This is a genomic window from Citrobacter sp. RHBSTW-00017 (assembly GCF_013797615.1).
Classification (GTDB): domain Bacteria; phylum Pseudomonadota; class Gammaproteobacteria; order Enterobacterales; family Enterobacteriaceae; genus Citrobacter; species Citrobacter braakii.
In genome coordinates this window covers 927,401-945,508 of record NZ_CP056899.1, presented here as the reverse complement: position 1 = coordinate 945,508, position 18,108 = coordinate 927,401, and the positions used below count along the sequence as shown (strand labels likewise).

The 18,108-nt window shown below is 51.6% G+C and carries 17 protein-coding genes; 6 read left to right on the top strand and 11 right to left on the bottom strand.

Annotated elements, in window-relative coordinates:
- Positions 1–214 precede the first annotated feature (214 nt).
- The 6 genes from HV037_RS04625 to cmtB are packed head-to-tail and all read right to left on the bottom strand — an operon-like array spanning position 215 to position 5,483.
- Positions 215–925, bottom strand: coding sequence for a nucleoside/nucleotide kinase family protein (locus HV037_RS04625; RefSeq protein ID WP_103284203.1), 711 nt, complete (start codon positions 923–925; stop codon positions 215–217).
- Complete coding sequence (locus HV037_RS04620; protein WP_103284204.1) at positions 922–1,431, bottom strand: MltR family transcriptional regulator; 510 nt, start codon at positions 1,429–1,431, stop codon at positions 922–924. The genes HV037_RS04625 and HV037_RS04620 overlap by 4 nt, the downstream gene beginning before the upstream one ends.
- 15 nt (positions 1,432–1,446) lie before the next feature.
- Positions 1,447–2,418, bottom strand: coding sequence for a class II fructose-bisphosphatase (gene glpX, locus HV037_RS04615; RefSeq protein ID WP_103284205.1), 972 nt, complete (start codon positions 2,416–2,418; stop codon positions 1,447–1,449).
- The gene (locus HV037_RS04610) at positions 2,415–3,692 is read right to left on the bottom strand and encodes a zinc-binding dehydrogenase (RefSeq protein WP_016154383.1); all 1,278 of its coding nucleotides are present in this window, start codon (positions 3,690–3,692) and stop codon (positions 2,415–2,417) included. Before HV037_RS04610 ends, glpX begins: the two co-directional genes overlap by 4 nt.
- A 24-nt stretch (positions 3,693–3,716) precedes the next feature.
- Entirely contained in the window at positions 3,717–5,096 is a 1,380-nt protein-coding gene (locus HV037_RS04605; protein ID WP_016157435.1) for a PTS mannitol transporter subunit IICB, read from the bottom strand.
- Positions 5,097–5,123: 27 nt separating this feature from the next.
- On the bottom strand, positions 5,124–5,483 hold the full coding sequence (gene cmtB, locus HV037_RS04600; protein WP_103284206.1) for a PTS mannitol transporter subunit IIA: 360 nt from the start codon (positions 5,481–5,483) through the stop codon (positions 5,124–5,126).
- A gap of 76 nt (positions 5,484–5,559) precedes the next feature.
- Here cmtB and HV037_RS04595 point away from each other — a divergent pair.
- Positions 5,560–6,257 (top strand): IS1 family transposase gene (locus HV037_RS04595; RefSeq protein ID WP_223274117.1). Its coding sequence is split into 2 segments (ribosomal slippage): positions 5,560–5,809 and positions 5,809–6,257, totalling 699 coding nucleotides; the frame shifts between segments, so codons are not numbered across the junction.
- Between the two features lie 402 nt (positions 6,258–6,659).
- On the opposite strand, the gene tkt is transcribed toward HV037_RS04595, so the two are convergent.
- Entirely contained in the window at positions 6,660–8,651 is a 1,992-nt protein-coding gene (gene tkt, locus HV037_RS04590) for a transketolase (protein WP_016154386.1), read from the bottom strand.
- Between the two features lie 279 nt (positions 8,652–8,930).
- Between tkt and HV037_RS04585 the strand changes: the two genes are divergently transcribed.
- Positions 8,931–9,689: a M48 family metallopeptidase gene (locus tag HV037_RS04585; protein WP_103284207.1), complete on the top strand. Its 759-nt coding sequence runs from the start codon at positions 8,931–8,933 to the stop codon at positions 9,687–9,689.
- A 111-nt stretch (positions 9,690–9,800) separates the two neighbouring features.
- Here HV037_RS04585 and speB read toward each other — a convergent pair whose 3' ends face one another.
- The 4 genes from speB to HV037_RS24775 all read right to left on the bottom strand — a co-directional run bounded on the left by speB (position 9,801) and on the right by HV037_RS24775 (position 13,209).
- Positions 9,801–10,721, bottom strand: coding sequence for an agmatinase (speB, locus tag HV037_RS04580; RefSeq protein ID WP_016154388.1), 921 nt, complete (start codon positions 10,719–10,721; stop codon positions 9,801–9,803).
- Between the two features lie 142 nt (positions 10,722–10,863).
- On the bottom strand, positions 10,864–12,840 hold the full coding sequence (speA, locus tag HV037_RS04575) for a biosynthetic arginine decarboxylase (RefSeq protein ID WP_016154389.1): 1,977 nt from the start codon (positions 12,838–12,840) through the stop codon (positions 10,864–10,866).
- Between the two features lie 8 nt (positions 12,841–12,848).
- Positions 12,849–12,980 (bottom strand): acid stress response protein YqgB, encoded by a 132-nt coding sequence (gene yqgB / locus HV037_RS04570; protein ID WP_049041971.1) that lies wholly within the window; start codon positions 12,978–12,980, stop codon positions 12,849–12,851.
- Between the two features lie 91 nt (positions 12,981–13,071).
- Positions 13,072–13,209: a hypothetical protein gene (locus tag HV037_RS24775; protein ID WP_269149342.1), complete on the bottom strand. Its 138-nt coding sequence runs from the start codon at positions 13,207–13,209 to the stop codon at positions 13,072–13,074.
- A 538-nt stretch (positions 13,210–13,747) separates the two neighbouring features.
- Between HV037_RS24775 and metK the strand changes: the two genes are divergently transcribed.
- The 4 genes from metK (at position 13,748) to endA (ending at position 18,071) form a co-directional block, all read left to right on the top strand.
- The gene (gene metK / locus HV037_RS04560) at positions 13,748–14,902 is read left to right on the top strand and encodes a methionine adenosyltransferase (RefSeq protein ID WP_003027071.1); all 1,155 of its coding nucleotides are present in this window, start codon (positions 13,748–13,750) and stop codon (positions 14,900–14,902) included.
- Between the two features lie 397 nt (positions 14,903–15,299).
- On the top strand, positions 15,300–16,694 hold the full coding sequence (galP, locus tag HV037_RS04555) for a galactose/proton symporter (RefSeq protein ID WP_016154390.1): 1,395 nt from the start codon (positions 15,300–15,302) through the stop codon (positions 16,692–16,694).
- A 77-nt stretch (positions 16,695–16,771) separates the two neighbouring features.
- Positions 16,772–17,269 (top strand): SprT family zinc-dependent metalloprotease, encoded by a 498-nt coding sequence (locus HV037_RS04550; RefSeq protein ID WP_016157438.1) that lies wholly within the window; start codon positions 16,772–16,774, stop codon positions 17,267–17,269.
- Positions 17,270–17,363: 94 nt separating this feature from the next.
- Positions 17,364–18,071 (top strand): deoxyribonuclease I, encoded by a 708-nt coding sequence (endA, locus tag HV037_RS04545; RefSeq protein WP_103284208.1) that lies wholly within the window; start codon positions 17,364–17,366, stop codon positions 18,069–18,071.
- Positions 18,072–18,108: the final 37 nt, after the last annotated feature.

The window sequence follows — 18,108 nt, the reverse complement described above, 5'->3', positions numbered from 1 at the left end:
ACCTGTCGCAAACTGCGACTAATTGGTTAATTGTCGAACATTTAATCGACTGAAACGCTTCAGCTAGAATAAGCGAAACGCGGAATAAAAGGAATGATTGTCCAGCCAAAGAAAACAGTTATCTGACGTACATCACATTTTTCCCGCTAAGACCGGGGGAAATTATTCCAGTAAACCGTAATAATCATTACGGCTTAACAGGAATAATTGGCCTTCACGCAATCCGATATTCACCAGATTCCAGCATCTCCAGCGTCAGGTCACCAGGCAGACTCGCTTCCAGTACCCGATGAACATTCGGTCCGTCGGTACGCTCATAAAACGCCTCAGCGTCAGCTTGTGATAGTCCGCCCGCCAGTTTACGACCTACCAGTCGTGTATGGAGCGCGTTGGCAGGAGCACGAATAAACAGCGAGTAATCACAAAACTCAGCTAACGCCCGCCACCTTTCATCATCGCGTAATAACCAGTTTCCTTCCACAATCACAATCGGCGCGGTCACTGTTATGGCCGCTTCTACCGGATCGTGTTTTTGCCGGTCGTACTGTGGCCAGGTGCCCTCCCCTTCCCTTATCAGACGTAGATTCTGTGCAAGTTTATCCACATCAAAGGTTTCCGGCGCACCTTTGTATGCTCGCAGGTTATGAGCATCCAGCCAGGTGTTGTAGTGATGGAAGCCATCCATCGGCAGCGTCTGGATCTCCGGCAGGCCAGGATCCTGACGGGAGAGATATTCCCAGAAGGTGGTCAGCGTCGATTTACCCGTACCAGGCGGTGCGCTGAGAAAAACGATAGTTCGTCGCTGCGGGTGAGTGGCGTGTATTTTTGCCAGTTGTTGTAATAACGGTTTGTGGACGTTCTCTATCTCATCATCACGGTAATGTGCTTCAACCTGTAGCCCATTCACCGTTAGTTTGATTTTCACGGCGTTAATTCCTTTAAAATCGCCGTCACTGCCAGTGTCATTGCCGTCTTGACCATTGCGCTAAAGCGCACTTCGGACCACGCAGCAAAGTCGGCAAATTTCATCGACTCCAGCGCACCGTAGAGCGTTGCGTTACGGGTGATACTGTTCACGTTGCTGACAAAATCCCAGGTAATGTCATCGGCAAAACCGGGGATATTATCCTGCTCGTTCAGGTACTTATAAAACTGAGAGAAATGGGTGATGTCGGCATAAAGCCATTTATCCATTTTTCCCAACGCATAAATCAGACGTAACGCAACGTCGATATCGTCAAGCGGTCCACTCTGGGCGAGTAACGGCTTCACTGCATATTCCACGATCTCTTCATCGTTATTAACGAACAGCGACGGTAGAAAGCGCTTAATGCCCTGGAGCAAAATGTTATGTGCCGTCGTCATAAACGAGAGTAAATTATTTTGAGCATCCAGTTGCTCAAGCACATCGTCTTCTGTCAGCGTCGTCATTCGTTTCTCGATAAATCACCATGAATGCAGAGAGTCTATTATATTACACGTTCGATCCGCGCCGCCGATCAGTAAAGTTTGCGTGCGCACACCATTCGCAACCTGTTGGATCCCTTTCACAAGATCGCCACCCGTGACTCCTGTCGCGCTGAAGAGGATCTTATTTCCCCCTACCAGTTCGTCCAGCGCGTAGAGCCGGTTGATCGCAACGCCCATTTCCGCGCAGCGCTGATGTTCCTGTGCCGCAATCAGACGATTATCTGCGTTATTTCCTTTCGCTTCACAAAAATCAATCAGTTCAGCCTGCATATCGCCCCCCAGCGCTTTAACCGCACAGGCTGAAATAACCCCCTCAGGCGCGCCGCCAATGGTATACATCAGATCATAAGGATTCTCCTGCATACAGGCCAGCACGCTGGCGGCCACGTCGCCGTCGGGTAGAGCAAAGACCTTGACGCCAAGCCGTGTCGCCTCGGCAATCGCTGGTTGAAGGCGCGGTTTATCCAGCGTCACCATCCGCAGTCGCTCCAGCGGTTTACCCAACGCCTCTGCCACATTACGCAGATTATCTGCCAACGGCAGCGCCAGATTAATCGCCCCTTTCGCAAACCGATTAACAACCAGTTTTTTCATGTACATATCAGGGGCGTGTAACAAACTACCGCGAGGGGCAAACGCCATGACGGCCAGCGCATTGCTTTGCCCCATAGCCACCATTCGGGTTCCTTCGATAGGATCAACGGCGATATCTACCTCAGGTCCGGTGCCGGTTCCCACTTCCTCACCAATCCACAGCATCGGGGCTTGATCAATCTCCCCTTCGCCAATAACGATGCGTCCGCGAATGGCAATACTGTTCAATGCTTCCCGCATTGCCGTCACAGCCAGACCATCAATCTTGTTTTTATCGCCGCACCCGGTTTGCGGCCAGGCTGCCAGTGCAGCCTGCTCCGTGATACGAAATAGCGGCCATGCCAGCGACATCATATCGCCGCCTCCCCGATATCAACGCCAAAGTGTGCCAAAAGGTATTTTTCTGCCTTTTCATTCCAGATACCGTGCGTCTCCTCCACCAGTAGCGCCAGTTCTTTGAATAATGGGTCAGTTTTCCCTTTCTCGGCAAAATCAGCAATGGCGGTTAGTGGCATGGTAACGCCGTTATATATCAGCTTCTTACCGCCAGGGATCGCCGGTAAATTCAAAACAGTTTCCGGAACTGCATCAAGGCCGCCAATGTGCGTCACCATAAACGACGGTTGCAGTTGGCCAGTTGCACTGAGCGCAATGGCCTCTTTCATATCATCCGTTGAACCACCGGATGTCCCGACAACGTGAGTGCTGTTGTAGTGCACGTTATAAAAATTAAACGGCACTTTGAAGTTACTGTCCGTAGGACCGGCAAAAAAATTCAGGCAACCATCTTCCGCGAGTAAATCATCAGCCATCTCAACAACTGCAGGCACTGCCGCATACACAAAGACATCATCAAAACCTGCGTCATGAGTTAACGCTCGCAGCATCGCTGTCGGAGAATCCATGCCAGTAGTATTCACATAGATGAGCTCAATCCCCTTTTCAGCCGCCAGCTCAACGGGCAACAGTTTTTTAGCCTGAGCCAGTCGTGCTTCGTCAATGTCGACCACCACCACCCGCGACGGCTGAATATTCCCGTTAATGGCATAATCTATTGCACCAATACCCATCGGCCCGGCGCAGGCCAGAAGCGCAATGTTCCCCCCTGGCTTAATCCCCATGCGATGCTCATAAACGTAAGGCGTGGTGTGAAAATTCGCGTTATACGCGCCAATAATGCAGCACATCGGTTCTGCCAATGAGGCGGCAGCAAAATAAGAGCCGTGATAAGGCAAAACGCATCCGAGGTTAATCGCCACTTCCGGGATAATCATATATGTCGCATTGCCGCCAAAATATTCGTAGCTGTATCCCGCTGAATATCCACTTGGCAATCCCATCGCGGGTTGCAACACAAAACGCTGACCTTTCTTATATTTATCCGTCAGGTTTTTTCCCACCTCAACAATGATACCTGCACATTCATGTCCGGTAATAACCGGATGATTTTCCAGATCGTCCGGTACGCGTTTATGATCGCTCCCCAATGCTGCTGCTTTCCAGGTAGACAAACAAACGCTATCGGATATTACGCTTACTAACAATTCATTATCTGTAATTGCAGGCAGTTCAAACTCGCGGATACGAATATCCTGCTTGCCATATATGGCAGCAACTTTCGTTTTCATATTCACTCCAAAAATAGAAGAAGGCTAGTTCGCAGTAATGCGTTTAAATAAATCATCCAACAATGGGTCACCAATATAGTTCTTAATCAGCACTAATGGCTTTTCACTTACACGTTTAACACGACCTTCAAGACTGGCATGGGTGACAATAATATCGGCATCTTGCGGAACGTTTTCGATAGCATAATGCGTCACAGTAATATTCAATCCCGCTTTCTCCAGACGCTTACGAAACGTGGTTGCCCCCATAGCACTGGAACCCATTCCTGCATCACAGACAAAAGCGACGCGTTTAATGTTTTTATAAGAGAATTTCCCTTCCTGCTTCATCGCTTTGACGGCTCTGGCTGATTCAGCAAAGTCATCTTCACTTTCTGTTTCAACGTTCTTTTCCATTTTCAGGATGACAGAGGTAATAACAAAAGTAACAACGGTTCCCGCAGTGACTCCTGCAATGGTCGCGAGGAAAGAACCTTTCGGCGTTAATGCCAGATAGGCGAATATAGATCCTGGGCTTGGCCCCGCAACTAACCCACCGTCCAGCAGGTGGAATACCCACGTCCCGGTCATTCCCCCGGCAATCATCGCGATCAGGGTCAGAGGCTTCATCAGCACATACGGGAAATACAGTTCATGAATACCACCGAGGAAGTGGATAATCATGGCGCCTGGCGCAGACTTTTTACTCATCCCTTTGCCAAAGATAGCAAAGCCGAGTAACAAACCTAATCCCGGCCCTGGGTTAGATGCCACCATGAAGAAAATTGATTTTCCCGTTTCAGAAGCTTGCTGCATCCCCAGCGGATAATACACCCCCTGATCGATGGCATTGTTCAGAAAGAGGATTTTTGCCGGCTCATTGATTACGGATAGCAACGGCAGATAGCCCGCATGAACCAACGCTTCAATACACTCCTTCACGAAATTATTGGCAATGAGAACCGCCGGGCCGATAACTTCAAACCCCAGCAAGCATAAGAGCATTCCCGCAATACCAAGAGAGAAATTATTGATAACCATCTCGAAGCCTGCAGGAATGCGTTTTTCCAGCAGACGGTCGATATGCTTAATCACCCAACCGCCAAGCGGCCCCATTACCATCGCGCCAAGGAACATCGGGATATCCGCGCCCACAATAACGCCAATAGAACCAATGCCCCCCATTACCGCACCGCGTTTCCCGCCAACCAGATGTCCCCCTGTGGAGCCAATCATGACGGGCAGTAAATAGGTAATCATCGGACCGACAATTTTAGCGAAATGCTCATTCGGCATCCAACCAGTAGGAATAAATAATGCGGTAATAAAACCCCAGGCAATAAATGCGCCGATGTTGGGAATGACCATTGCAGTCAAAAACCCACCAAAAGCCTGGACTTTGGCACGAGCAGACTTGTTTTCCATAATAATGTCCTGAAAGGAAACCGTTAATTATGCTTGAGCGATAATATCCGCCAATTGTTTTTCTGATTTAGCCGCTAACAAAGCGGTTAGTGCTTCCTCTTCACATAATAATTCGCTTAAGGCCTGAATAGCGCCAATGTGTGAATCAGCATTAGCCGCCGACAATCCGATTAATAATCTGATACCTTCATCGTCTTCGGAAAATTTCACTTCCTGTTTGAGAAGCGTTAATGACATACCGGTTTTTAACGCACCACACTCCGGTCGAGCGTGCGGCATGGCGACGCCTGGCGCTAAAATATAATAAGGACCATTGTTAATCGTTGAGTCTTTAATGGCCTGAATATAATCTGAATTGACATAATGATTGGCAAGTAAGGATGACATAGAAAAGTCAATTGCCTCCTGGGTAATGGTGCCAACTTACTGATTTAGTGTATGATGGTGTTTTTGAGGTGCTCCAGTGGCTTCTGTTTCTATCAGCTGTCCCTCCTGTTCAGCTACTGAAGGCGTGGTGCGTAACGGTAAAAGCACTGCCGGACATCAGCGCTATCTCTGCTCTCACTGCCGTAAAACATGGCAGCTACAGTTCACTTACACCGCCTCTCAGCCCGGTACACACCAGAAAATTATTGATATGGCCATGAATGGCGTCGGATGTCGCGCCAGTGCACGCATTATGGGCGTTGGCCTCAACACGATTTTACGACACTTAAAAAACTCAGGCCGCAGTCGGTAAACTCACGCATACAACCGGGCAGTGACGTCATTGTTTGCGCGGAAATGGACGAACAGTGGGGTTACGTCGGCGCTAAATCACGCCAGCGCTGGTTGTTTTACGCGTATGACAGGATACGGAGGACGGTTGTGGCGCACGTATTCGGTGAACGCACGTTGGCCACGCTGGAGCGTCTTCTTGGCCTGCTGTCGGCCTTTGAGGTCGTGGTATGGATGACGGATGGCTGGCCGCTTTATGAATCACGCCTGAAGGGAGAACTGCACGTTATCAGCAAGCGATATACGCAGCGCATTGAGCGGCATAACCTGAATCTGAGGCAGCATCTGGCAAGGCTGGGCAGGAAGTCACTGTCGTTCTCAAAATCGGTGGAGCTGCATGACAAAGTCATCGGGCATTATCTGAACATAAAACACTATCAGTAAGTTGGAGTCATTACCGCCTCCTGCCAGTTCTTTGCTGAATTTTTTATTGAGATAGATGATTCGGGAAAGTAATCAATCAGCCGCATACATTTTCCTTATTTTATTTTTAGGGTACGAGTTAGCGTTAAAAATAAAATACGCGCACGGCGAAATGAAATCAATCGAGGAGAAAACTACATACAGCGCAGAATGTTTTTTGGTGATGCCTTTAAAAACAATGAATTGAGAAAGGAAATATAAAAGTCAACAGAAATAATGTGATTCAAGTTACAAATATAAAACATCGCTAAATATCATATTTGTGATGCAAATCTACATTTTCGGGTTGCACACGACCAAATAAATTTAATTACTTTAAAAAAACGGGCCGCATAAGCGACCCGTTTTCACCTGTAATCAAAATTACAGCAGTTCTTTTGCTTTCGCGACAACGTTGTCGACAGTGAAGCCAAACTCTTCAAACAGCAGCTCAGCCGGTGCAGACTCACCAAAGGTAGTCATACCAACGATAGCGCCGTTCAGGCCCACGTATTTGAACCAGTAGTCTGCGATACCCGCTTCCACTGCAACACGTGCGGAAACAGCTTTCGGCAGTACGGACTCGCGATAAGCGGCATCCTGTTTGTCGAACGCGTCGGTAGACGGCATGGAAACCACGCGCGCTTTAACGCCTTCAGCGGTCAGTTTGTCCCAGGCAGCCACAGCCAGCTCAACTTCAGAACCGGTCGCGATGAAGATCAGTTCCGGCTGACCGGCGCAATCTTTCAGCACGTAACCACCGCGCGCGATGTTCGCCAGCTGCTCTTCGGTACGTTCCTGCTGTGCCAGGTTCTGGCGGGAGAGGATCAGCGCGGTCGGACCGTCCTGACGCTCTACACCGTATTTCCATGCAACGGCAGATTCAACCTGGTCACACGGACGCCAGGTGCTCATGTTCGGGGTCACACGCAGCGAAGCTACCTGCTCTACCGGCTGGTGAGTCGGGCCATCTTCGCCCAGACCGATGGAGTCGTGGGTATAGACCATCACCTGACGCTGTTTCATCAGCGCAGCCATACGCACCGCGTTACGGGCATATTCCACAAACATCAGGAAGGTGGAGGTGTACGGTAGGAAACCGCCGTGCAGAGAGATACCGTTAGCGATAGCGGTCATACCGAATTCACGTACACCGTAATGGATGTAGTTACCGGCAGTATCTTCGTTGATAGCTTTAGAACCAGACCACAGAGTCAGGTTACTTGGTGCCAGGTCAGCGGAGCCGCCGAGGAATTCAGGCAGCAGAGGACCAAACGCTTCAATCGCGTTCTGAGACGCTTTGCGGCTGGCGATTTTCGCCGGGTTAGCCTGCAGCTTAGCAATGAACTCGTTCGCTTTTGCATCGAAGTCAGACGGCATTTCACCTTTCATACGACGGGTGAATTCAGCGGCTTCCTGCGGGAAGGCTTTCGCATAAGCAGCGAACTTCTCGTTCCATGCAGCTTCTTTTGCCTGGCCTGCTTCTTTCGCATCCCACTGCGCGTAGATTTCAGACGGAATTTCAAACGGCGCGTATTTCCAGCCCAGCTGTTCGCGGGTCAGTGCGATTTCTGCATCACCCAGCGGAGCGCCGTGAGAGTCGTGGGTACCGGCTTTATTCGGGGAACCGAAACCGATGATGGTTTTGCACATCAGCAGGGACGGTTTGTCGGTCACAGCGCGAGCTTCTTCAACTGCGCGCTTAATCGCGTCAGCATCGTGACCATCAACGCCACGAACCACGTGCCAGCCGTAAGCTTCGAAACGCTTAGCGGTGTCATCGGTGAACCAGCCTTCAACGTGGCCATCGATAGAGATGCCGTTGTCATCGTAGAACGCTACCAGTTTACCCAGCTTCAGCGTACCGGCCAGGGAACATACCTCGTGAGAGATACCTTCCATCATGCAGCCGTCTCCCATGAAAGCATAGGTGAAGTGGTCAACGATGTCGTGACCAGGACGGTTAAACTGCGCCGCCAGCGTTTTTTCGGCGATAGCCATACCCACAGCATTCGCAATGCCCTGACCCAGAGGACCGGTAGTGGTTTCAACACCCGCGGTGTAACCCACTTCCGGGTGACCCGGCGTTTTGGAATGCAGCTGACGGAAGTTCTGCAGCTCGGACATCGGCAGATCGTAGCCGGTGAGGTGCAGCAGGCTGTAAATCAGCATGGAGCCGTGACCGTTGGACAGCACGAAGCGGTCACGGTCAGCCCAGGACGGGTTAGTCGGGTTGTGGTTCAGGAAATCACGCCACAGGACTTCGGCAATGTCAGCCATACCCATCGGGGCACCCGGGTGACCGGATTTGGCTTTCTGTACTGCGTCCATGCTCAGCGCACGAATAGCATTGGCAAGCTCTTTACGTGAGGACATTTTGACTCCAGATCGGATAATGAAGGCTGAGCCCTTAACGACTTGACGACAGCGCGTTTTGGGCTACGCCGGAAAAAAGTGCCAACAATGTAACCCAAGCCGCGTGTCATGTACATGGAGCATCCTTTTACCGCTTCAGAAATCTCTGGATCATGCGCGCAAGTTGCGCAATCTTCTCGCCCGCTGAATGTTCTTTTCTTTATACTAAGGCCGAGCGTCGGTTTACCTGCAAGCGACGCATTTTTTAGAAAAATCCTGACTTTGTGCGGAAGAGAAAAAATGAAAATTCGCGCTTTACTGCTTGCTACGAGCATGGCGGCGGCATTGACCGGCTGCCAGAACATGGACTCAAACGGACTGCTTTCTTCTGGCGCAGAGGCTTTTCAGGCCTATAGTCTGAGCGATACTCAGGTAAAAGCGCTGAGCGATCAGGCCTGTAAAGATATGGACAGCAAGGCTACTATCGCCCCTGCCAGCAGCGAGTACGCAACGCGTCTTGGCAAAATCGCCGCCGCGCTTGGCGACAACATTAACGGCCAGCCGGTGAACTACAAAGTCTATATGGCGAAAGATGTGAATGCCTTTGCCATGGCGAACGGTTGTATCCGCGTGTACAGCGGCCTGATGGATATGATGACCGATAACGAAGTCGAAGCGGTGATCGGCCACGAAATGGGCCACGTCGCGCTAGGTCATGTGAAAAAAGGCATGCAGGTCGCGCTGGGCACTAACGCCGTACGTGCAGCAGCGGCTTCCGCTGGCGGCATTGTCGGCAGCCTGTCGCAGTCGCAATTGGGCGATCTTGGCGAGAAACTGGTGAACTCGCAGTTCTCCCAGCGTCAGGAATCCGAAGCGGATGATTACTCGTATGATTTGTTGCGCAAACGTGGGATCAATCCGGCAGGACTGGCCACCAGCTTTGAGAAACTGGCTAAACTGGAAACAGGACGCCAAAGCTCAATGTTTGACGATCACCCGGCATCTGCAGAACGTGCGCAACACATTCGCGATCGCATGAGCGCAGACGGGATAAAATAATCCTCGAACAGTGCCGGATGGCGGCGTGAACGCCTTATCCGGCCTACAAATTCAGCAATAATGTAGGCCGGACTAGCGTCAGCGACATCCGGCAAAATAGTCCGAAACCCGTTATTCGCCTTTCTTCGCCGCCTGGATATACAGCATTTCCAGTGCCAGCGTAGCCGCCGCCAGCGCGGTGATCTCTGACTGATCGTAGGCCGGAGCCACTTCCACCACATCCATCCCGACGATATTCAGATCTTTCAGACCACGTACCAGCTTGATCGCGCGATCGGAAGTCAGACCGCCAATCACGGGCGTACCGGTTCCTGGAGCAAACGCCGGATCGAGGCAGTCGATATCAAAGGTCAGATACACCGGCATATCACCAACAATCTGCTTAACCTGGGCGATGATGTCATCTACGCCGCGATCGTTCACCTGGCAAGCATCCAGCACGGTAAAGCCGTTATCTTTGTCGAACTCTGTACGAATACCGATCTGCACAGAGTGATTCGGATCGATCAGACCTTCATTCGGCGCAGTGTAGAACATGGTACCGTGGTCGAATTCACAGCCGTTAGCGTAGGTGTCGGTGTGGGCATCAAAGTGCACCAGCGCCATTTTACCAAAGTGTTTAGCGTGCGCGCGCAGGAGGGGCAGCGTGACGAAGTGGTCACCGCCGAAAGAGAGCATGCGCTTACCGGCAGAAAGCAACTTCTCAGCATGCGCCTGCAGTTTTTCACTCATTTCACGGGCATCACCGAACGCATAAACCAGATCGCCGCAGTCCACCACGTTCAGACGCTCGCGCATATCGAAGTCCCACGGGAAGCGATTGTGTTCCCACGCCAGGTTAGTGGAAACCTGACGGATCGCAGCCGGACCATGACGACCGCCCGCGCGGCCAGACGTTGCCATATCAAACGGTACGCCGGTGATCACCCAATCGGCGTCGCTGTCATACGGCATGAAGTTCATCGGCAGACGCAAAAAACCAAAGGCGTTAGAAACCAGGGAGTTGTCGTATTGATGACCTAAGGTGCTCATGTACTGACCTCTTTTAAAATCGGTGAAAAAAAATCCCCTCCGCGTCGTTAAGCCCGACGAGGAAGGGATTGATTTACGTGACTACTTGTATAGGCGAATTATCGCCGTTAATTTGCTCAGGTTCAAGCGAACCCCAACAGCATTACTCGTCTTCGAGATAGGTATATCCGTACAGTCCTGCCTCAAACTCTTCGAGGAACTGCTGCTGCAACTCGGTATCCAGATCGGTGTTTTTCACCTGGTCACGGAACTGAGTTAGCAGGGTGTTCGGATCCAACTGCACGTATTGCAGCATATCCGCCACGGTATCCCCTTCGTCAGACAGCTCAACTTCCACGCTGCCGTCAGGGAAGACGAACACGTCAACCGCTTCGGTATCACCGAACAGGTTGTGCATGTTACCAAGGATCTCCTGGTACGCACCCACCATAAAGAAGCCCAGCATCGGCGGATTCTCCGGGTCGTATTCCGGCATCGGCATGGTGGTCGCAATGCCGTCACCATCAACATAGTGGTCGATAGCGCCATCAGAGTCACAGGTGATATCCAGCAGCACCGCACGGCGCTCAGGAGCCTTGTTCAGCCCTTCCAGCGGCATCACCGGGAACAGCTGATCGATCCCCCACGCATCCGGCATCGACTGGAACAGTGAGAAGTTGACGTAAATCTTATCCGCCATACGCTCCTGCAACTCGTCGATAATCGGACGGTGCGCGCGGTTGCTCGGGTCGAGTTGTTTTTGCACATCGTGACACATGTTCAGATAGAGCTGTTCTGCCCACGCGCGTTCCTGCAGGCTAAAGGTGCCTGAAGAGTACCCAACGTGAATATCGTGCAGATCCATCTGGCTGTCGTGCAGCCATTCACGCAGCGAACGACGGGTTCCCGGCTCATGCATCTCTTGCCAGGTTTCCCACATGCTTTGCAGGGCACGCGGCGCATCGTCAGCCGGAGGCGTTGCTTCGGTATGCTCGCTACGCTCAACGCCGATAATATTAGACACCAGCACGGTATGATGCGCGGTAACAGCGCGACCGGATTCGGTAATTACCGTCGGGTGCGGCAGACCGTGCTCTTCACAGGCGTCGCCAATGGCCCAGATGATGTTGTTCGCGTATTCGTTCAGGCCGTAGTTTACGGAGCAGTCAGACTGCGAACGGGTACCTTCGTAGTCCACGCCCAGGCCACCGCCCACGTCGAAGCACTGGATATTTACGCCAAGCTTGTGCAGCTCAACGTAGAAACGCGCCGACTCACGTACGCCGGTGGCAATATCACGAATGTTCGCCATCTGTGAGCCGAGGTGGAAGTGCAGCAACTGAATACTGTCCAGACGACCGCGCTCGCGCAGCATTTCTACCAGTTGCAGCACCTGGTTTGCCGCCAGGCCAAATTTCGATTTCTCTCCGCCGGAGGACTGCCATTTGCCGGAACCCTGCGACGCCAGACGCGCACGCACGCCCAGACGCGGAACAACATTCAGTCGTTCAGCTTCATCCAGCACGATAGCGATTTCAGACATCTTCTCGATGACCAGATAGATCTTATGGCCCATCTTTTCGCCAATTAGCGCCAGGCGGATGTATTCGCGGTCTTTATAGCCGTTACACACGATCACGCTGCGGGTCATTCCGGCATGAGCCAGAACGGCCATCAGTTCAGCTTTAGAACCGGCTTCCAGCCCCAGCGGTTCGCCGGAGTGGATCAGCGATTCAATCACGCGACGGTGCTGGTTAACCTTGATCGGGTAAACGAGGAAATAGTCACCGTTGTAGCCGTAAGACTCACGGGCGCGCTTAAACGCGGCGTTAATCGAACGCAGACGGTGTTGCAGGATCTGCGGGAAGCAGAACAATGCAGGCAAACGCTGGCCCTGCGCTTCACGGGCTTTCACCAACTCAGCAAGGTCAACGCGCGCTTCTGGTACGTCGGGATCCGGGCACACGCTGATGTGGCCCAGTTCATTGACGTCATAGTAGTTATTACCCCACCAGGCAATATTGTAAGTACGCAGCATCTTGCTGGCTTCCTGGGAACTCATTGCAACCTCCTGCATGGAGCGTAGTACACCGTGTTCGCCTGCTGACGAAGGCGAACCCAAAGAAATGTCGTCAGACATAGCGAACCTCAAATTTTATTAACAAGTGTAAAACAGTTGACTACTATCGCAATCCGAAGACGCGATAACAACCCAAATACAGGCAGAATTTCCAGCAGATAGTGCTGACGCTCCGACTGTGCGACCGGTTTCTTTTTCATATCAATGTAAACACGTAACCGAACTTAATGCTGACGGTTCGGCGAAACCACGAGAAAACTCTTGTTTACCAAGAGCGCCCTTGTTCAGTTCTTAGTGACCGTTGCCGGCCCTGGAGTCCTGAGAAGCGCCGAGATGGGTATAACATCGGCAGGTATGCAAGATGCAGATTGCGGGGGACATATGTACACCAGAACGGTGCGACAGATTCAGCAGAATACAACGGTTCATTATCTCGTATCACCTCCACGGTTGCTCCTGACGGAACGAACCCACAAGCCAAAGCTAAAGTTTTAACCCGGCTGGAAGTGGCAACACGATGAAAACGTCGTGTGCTTTTTTGTCTATCCTCAATAAATCGAGTTGCGGGAAGGCGGCAACGCAGTGAATCCCCGGGCGCTTACAGGAGTAAGTGACTGGGCGAGTATTGCCAACGCACATGCAACTTGAAGTATGACGGATATGAGCCGCGCGCCGCGTTTTATACCGACAACAGTACGAAAAAGCAAAAGATAAATACGCGCATTGCCAGCACCGTCAGGAAAAATTTCCAGTTACATTTTCAGTACAATGCGAGCTCAATCAAAAAAAGCTGGAAATCAGGCGCAGAACCGCCTTAAAATAGCCGTCCAGATGTTAATCCATCTATACCGATTAACACTCAGACTGCCAGTGTCCGTCATCTGCAGACTCATGGTAGAATCTTCTACACATGGCTATTCCACTCGACAGTTTGAGCTAACTACATTCTCCTTAGGTGAAATTAAATATGGCAAAACACCTTTTTACGTCCGAGTCCGTATCAGAAGGGCATCCTGACAAAATCGCTGACCAAATCTCTGATGCCGTGCTGGATGCAATCCTGGAGCAGGATCCGAAAGCACGCGTTGCCTGCGAAACCTACGTCAAAACCGGTATGGTTTTAGTTGGCGGTGAGATCACCACCAGCGCATGGGTTGATATCGAAGAGATCACCCGTAACACGGTTCGCGAAATTGGCTATGTGCATTCCGACATGGGCTTTGATGCCAACTCTTGTGCGGTACTGAGCGCGATTGGTAAACAGTCTCCGGACATCAACCAGGGTGTTGACCGTGCGGATCCGCTGGAACAGGGCGCAGGCGACCAGGGTCTGATGTTTGGTTATGCAACCAACGAAACCGACGTGCTGATGCCAGCCCCGATTACCTATGCTCACCGTCTGGTGCAGCGTCAGGCTGAAGTGCGTAAAAACGGCACCTTATCCTGGCTGCGCCCGGATGCAAAAAGCCAGGTAACCTTCCAGTATGACGACGGTAAAATCGTCGGTATCGATGCGGTTGTTCTGTCGACTCAGCACTCTGAAGATATCGATCAGAAATCGCTGCAAGAAGCCGTTATGGAAGAGATCATCAAGCCGGTACTGCCGACTGAATGGCTGACAGCTTCAACCAAGTTCTTCATCAACCCAACTGGTCGTTTCGTTATCGGCGGTCCAATGGGTGACTGCGGTCTGACGGGTCGTAAAATCATCGTTGATACCTACGGCGGCATGGCCCGTCACGGCGGCGGCGCATTCTCTGGTAAGGATCCGTCTAAAGTTGACCGTTCCGCAGCTTATGCAGCCCGCTACGTAGCGAAAAACATCGTTGCCGCTGGCCTGGCTGACCGTTGTGAGATTCAGGTTTCCTACGCAATCGGCGTGGCTGAACCGACCTCTATCATGGTGGAAACGTTCGGTACTGAAAAAGTGCCTTCAGAACAGCTGACCCTGCTGGTGCGTGAGTTCTTCGACCTGCGCCCGTATGGCCTGATTCAGATGCTGGATCTGCTGCACCCAATTTACAAAGAAACCGCCGCTTACGGTCACTTTGGTCGCGAACATTTCCCATGGGAAAAAACCGACAAAGCCGCCCTGCTGCGTGAAGCTGCCGGTCTGAAGTAATTCCCCGACGGCTCAATGCTTATGAAGACCAGCCTCATGCTGGTCTTTTTTATGTCATTTGCTCTCCCATCCCCCATCGCTATAACCACGCTAATTTCATTTGCTTCAATAACAAATGAAAGCGATTACATAGCACAGTATTTCTATCTACCTTGAATTCACATCTCTTCGTTACCAGCATTGCATCACTGTTACATCATATTTCAGCAATGTCTTAAAATCAGCCAATCAACTTTATTCTATAATAATAAATAATGTTAACTTTCAACTCATTAAACAATAATCCACATGAATGCCAGTGTAACCGATTACACTAATGTGATGTGATTCGCATTTTTTTACCCCGTACTCACCTACCCTTAACATCAACAAAACTAGCTACCCAACGGAGGGCATCATGCCTGACAATAAAAAAACGGGGCATTCCAACAAAGCCATGACATTTTTTGTCTGCTTCCTGGCAGCCCTGGCTGGATTACTTTTTGGCCTGGATATCGGTGTTATTGCCGGTGCTTTACCATTCATCACCGACGAGTTCCAAATTACCCCACACACTCAGGAATGGGTGGTGAGTTCCATGATGTTTGGTGCGGCAGTGGGCGCCGTCGGCAGCGGTTGGCTCTCCTTTAAGCTGGGGCGTAAAAAAAGCCTGATGATCGGCGCAATCCTGTTTGTTGCCGGTTCGCTGTTCTCCGCCGCAGCGCCAAACGTTGAAGTGCTGCTGGTTTCCCGCGTGCTGCTCGGCCTGGCAGTCGGCGTTGCGTCTTATACCGCACCGTTGTACTTGTCCGAAATCGCCCCGGAAAAAATTCGCGGCAGCATGATTTCTATGTATCAGTTAATGATCACCATCGGTATTTTAGGTGCGTATCTTTCCGATACGGCATTTAGCTACAGCGGCGCATGGCGCTGGATGCTGGGCGTGATCATCATCCCTGCCCTGTTACTGCTGGTTGGCGTCATCTTCCTGCCGGACAGCCCGCGTTGGTTTGCGGCTAAACGTCGTTTTGTCGATGCCGAACGCGTTCTGTTGCGTCTGCGTGACACCAGCGCTGAAGCCAAACGCGAGCTGGATGAAATTCGTGAAAGCCTGCAAGTGAAGCAGAGCGGCTGGGCGCTGTTTAAAGAAAACAGCAACTTCCGCCGCGCAGTTTTCCTTGGCGTTCTGTTACAGGTGATGCAGCAGTTCACCGGGATGAACGTCATTATGTATTACGCGCCAAAAATCTTTGAGCTGGCGGGTTACACCAACACCACCGAACAGATGTGGGGGACCGTTATTGTAGGTCTGACCAACGTGCTGGCAACCTTTATCGCCATTGGCCTGGTTGACCGCTGGGGCCGTAAACCTACGCTGATCCTCGGCTTTATCGTCATGGCCGTCGGTATGGGCGTGCTGGGTACAATGATGCACGTGGGTATTCACTCGCCAGCCGCACAATACTTCGCAGTGCTGATGCTGCTAATGTTTATCGTTGGCTTTGCGATGAGCGCCGGTCCGCTGATTTGGGTACTGTGCTCTGAAATCCAGCCGCTGAAAGGCCGCGATTTCGGCATCACCTGCTCTACCGCAACTAACTGGATTGCCAACATGATTGTCGGCGCAACCTTCCTGACGATGCTGAACTCGCTGGGCAGCGCCAACACCTTCTGGGTCTACGGTGGCCTGAACGTACTGTTCATCTTCCTGACCCTGTGGCTGATCCCTGAAACTAAAAACGTCTCTCTGGAACACATTGAACGTAACCTGATGAAAGGTCGTAAACTGCGCGAAATTGGCGCACACGACTAATCTCGTTAGGCTTCCTCCCCCGTGGGAGGGAGCCTTCCTCTTGCAGTCCCTTCCCTGTCGCACTATCCTCTGGCGTTATGAAAACCTCCCGTCTCCCGATCGCCATCCAGCAAGCCGTTATGCGCAGCCTGCGGGAAAAACTCGCTCAGGCCAATCTCAAGCTCGAACGCCAATACCCGGAACCAAAGCTGGTTTACCAACAGCGCGGAACCGCCGCGGGTACCGCGTGGCTACAAACCTACGAAATTCGTCTTAACCCAGTTTTGCTGATGGAGAATGTTGACGCGTTCGTTAACGAAGTGGTGCCCCATGAACTGGCGCATCTACTGGTGTGGAAACACTTTGGCCGCGTACCGCCGCACGGGAAAGAGTGGAAATGGATGATGGAGAGCGTGCTGGGCGTACCGGCCCGGCGCACGCATCAGTTTGAGCTGCAATCCGTGCAGCGTAAGACCTTTACATACCGCTGTAAGTGTCAGGAGCACCAACTGACCGTCCGCCGCCATAACCGCGTTGTACGCGGCGAAGCCACCTACCGCTGCGTTCACTGCGGTGAACCGCTGGTTGCAGAATAATCTTCAGAATTATCAGGAACTTTTCTGATCTAACTGATTGCATACAGGAATGACTTTCGCTACGTTGCGGGCTCGTTTTGACACGGAGTTCGTGATGTACCGTAATCTTTCTTTTGCTGCGGCCCTGTTAGCCGCTGCGTTTTCAGGCTCGGTTTTAGCCGAAGGCATCAACAGTTTTTCTCAGGCAAAAGCAGCGGGCGTTAAAGTTAACGCCGATGCGCCAGGCGATTTCTATTGCGGATGTAAAATTAATTGGCAAGGAAAAAAAGGGGTCGTTGACCTCGAATCCTGCGGCTATAAAGTGCGAAAAAATGAAAACCGCGCCAGTCGAATTGAATGGGAACACGTTGTCTCCGCCTGGCAATTTGGTCATCAGCGCCAGTGCTGGCAGGACGGAGGGCGTAAAAACTGCGCTAAAGATCCGGTCTATCGCAAAATGGAAAGCGATATGCATAACCTGCAGCCCGCGGTGGGTGAGGTCAATGGCGATCGCGCAAACTTTATGTACAGCCAGTGGAACGGTGGTGAAGGCCAATATGGACAATGCACCATGAAGGTTGACTTCAAAGAGAAAGTTGCCGAGCCGCCAGCCCGCGCCCGTGGCGCCATCGCGCGTACCTATTTTTACATGCGCGACCAATACAACCTGACGCTCTCCCGCCAGCAAACTCAGCTTTTTAATGCCTGGAATAAGCAGTATCCGGTCACCGATTGGGAGTGTGAGCGCGACGAACGCATTGCGAAGGTTCAGGGGAACCATAACCCCTATGTGCAACACGCTTGCCAGGCGCAAAAGAGCTAACCTACACTAGCAGCAATATTTTTTAACCATGCCCTGG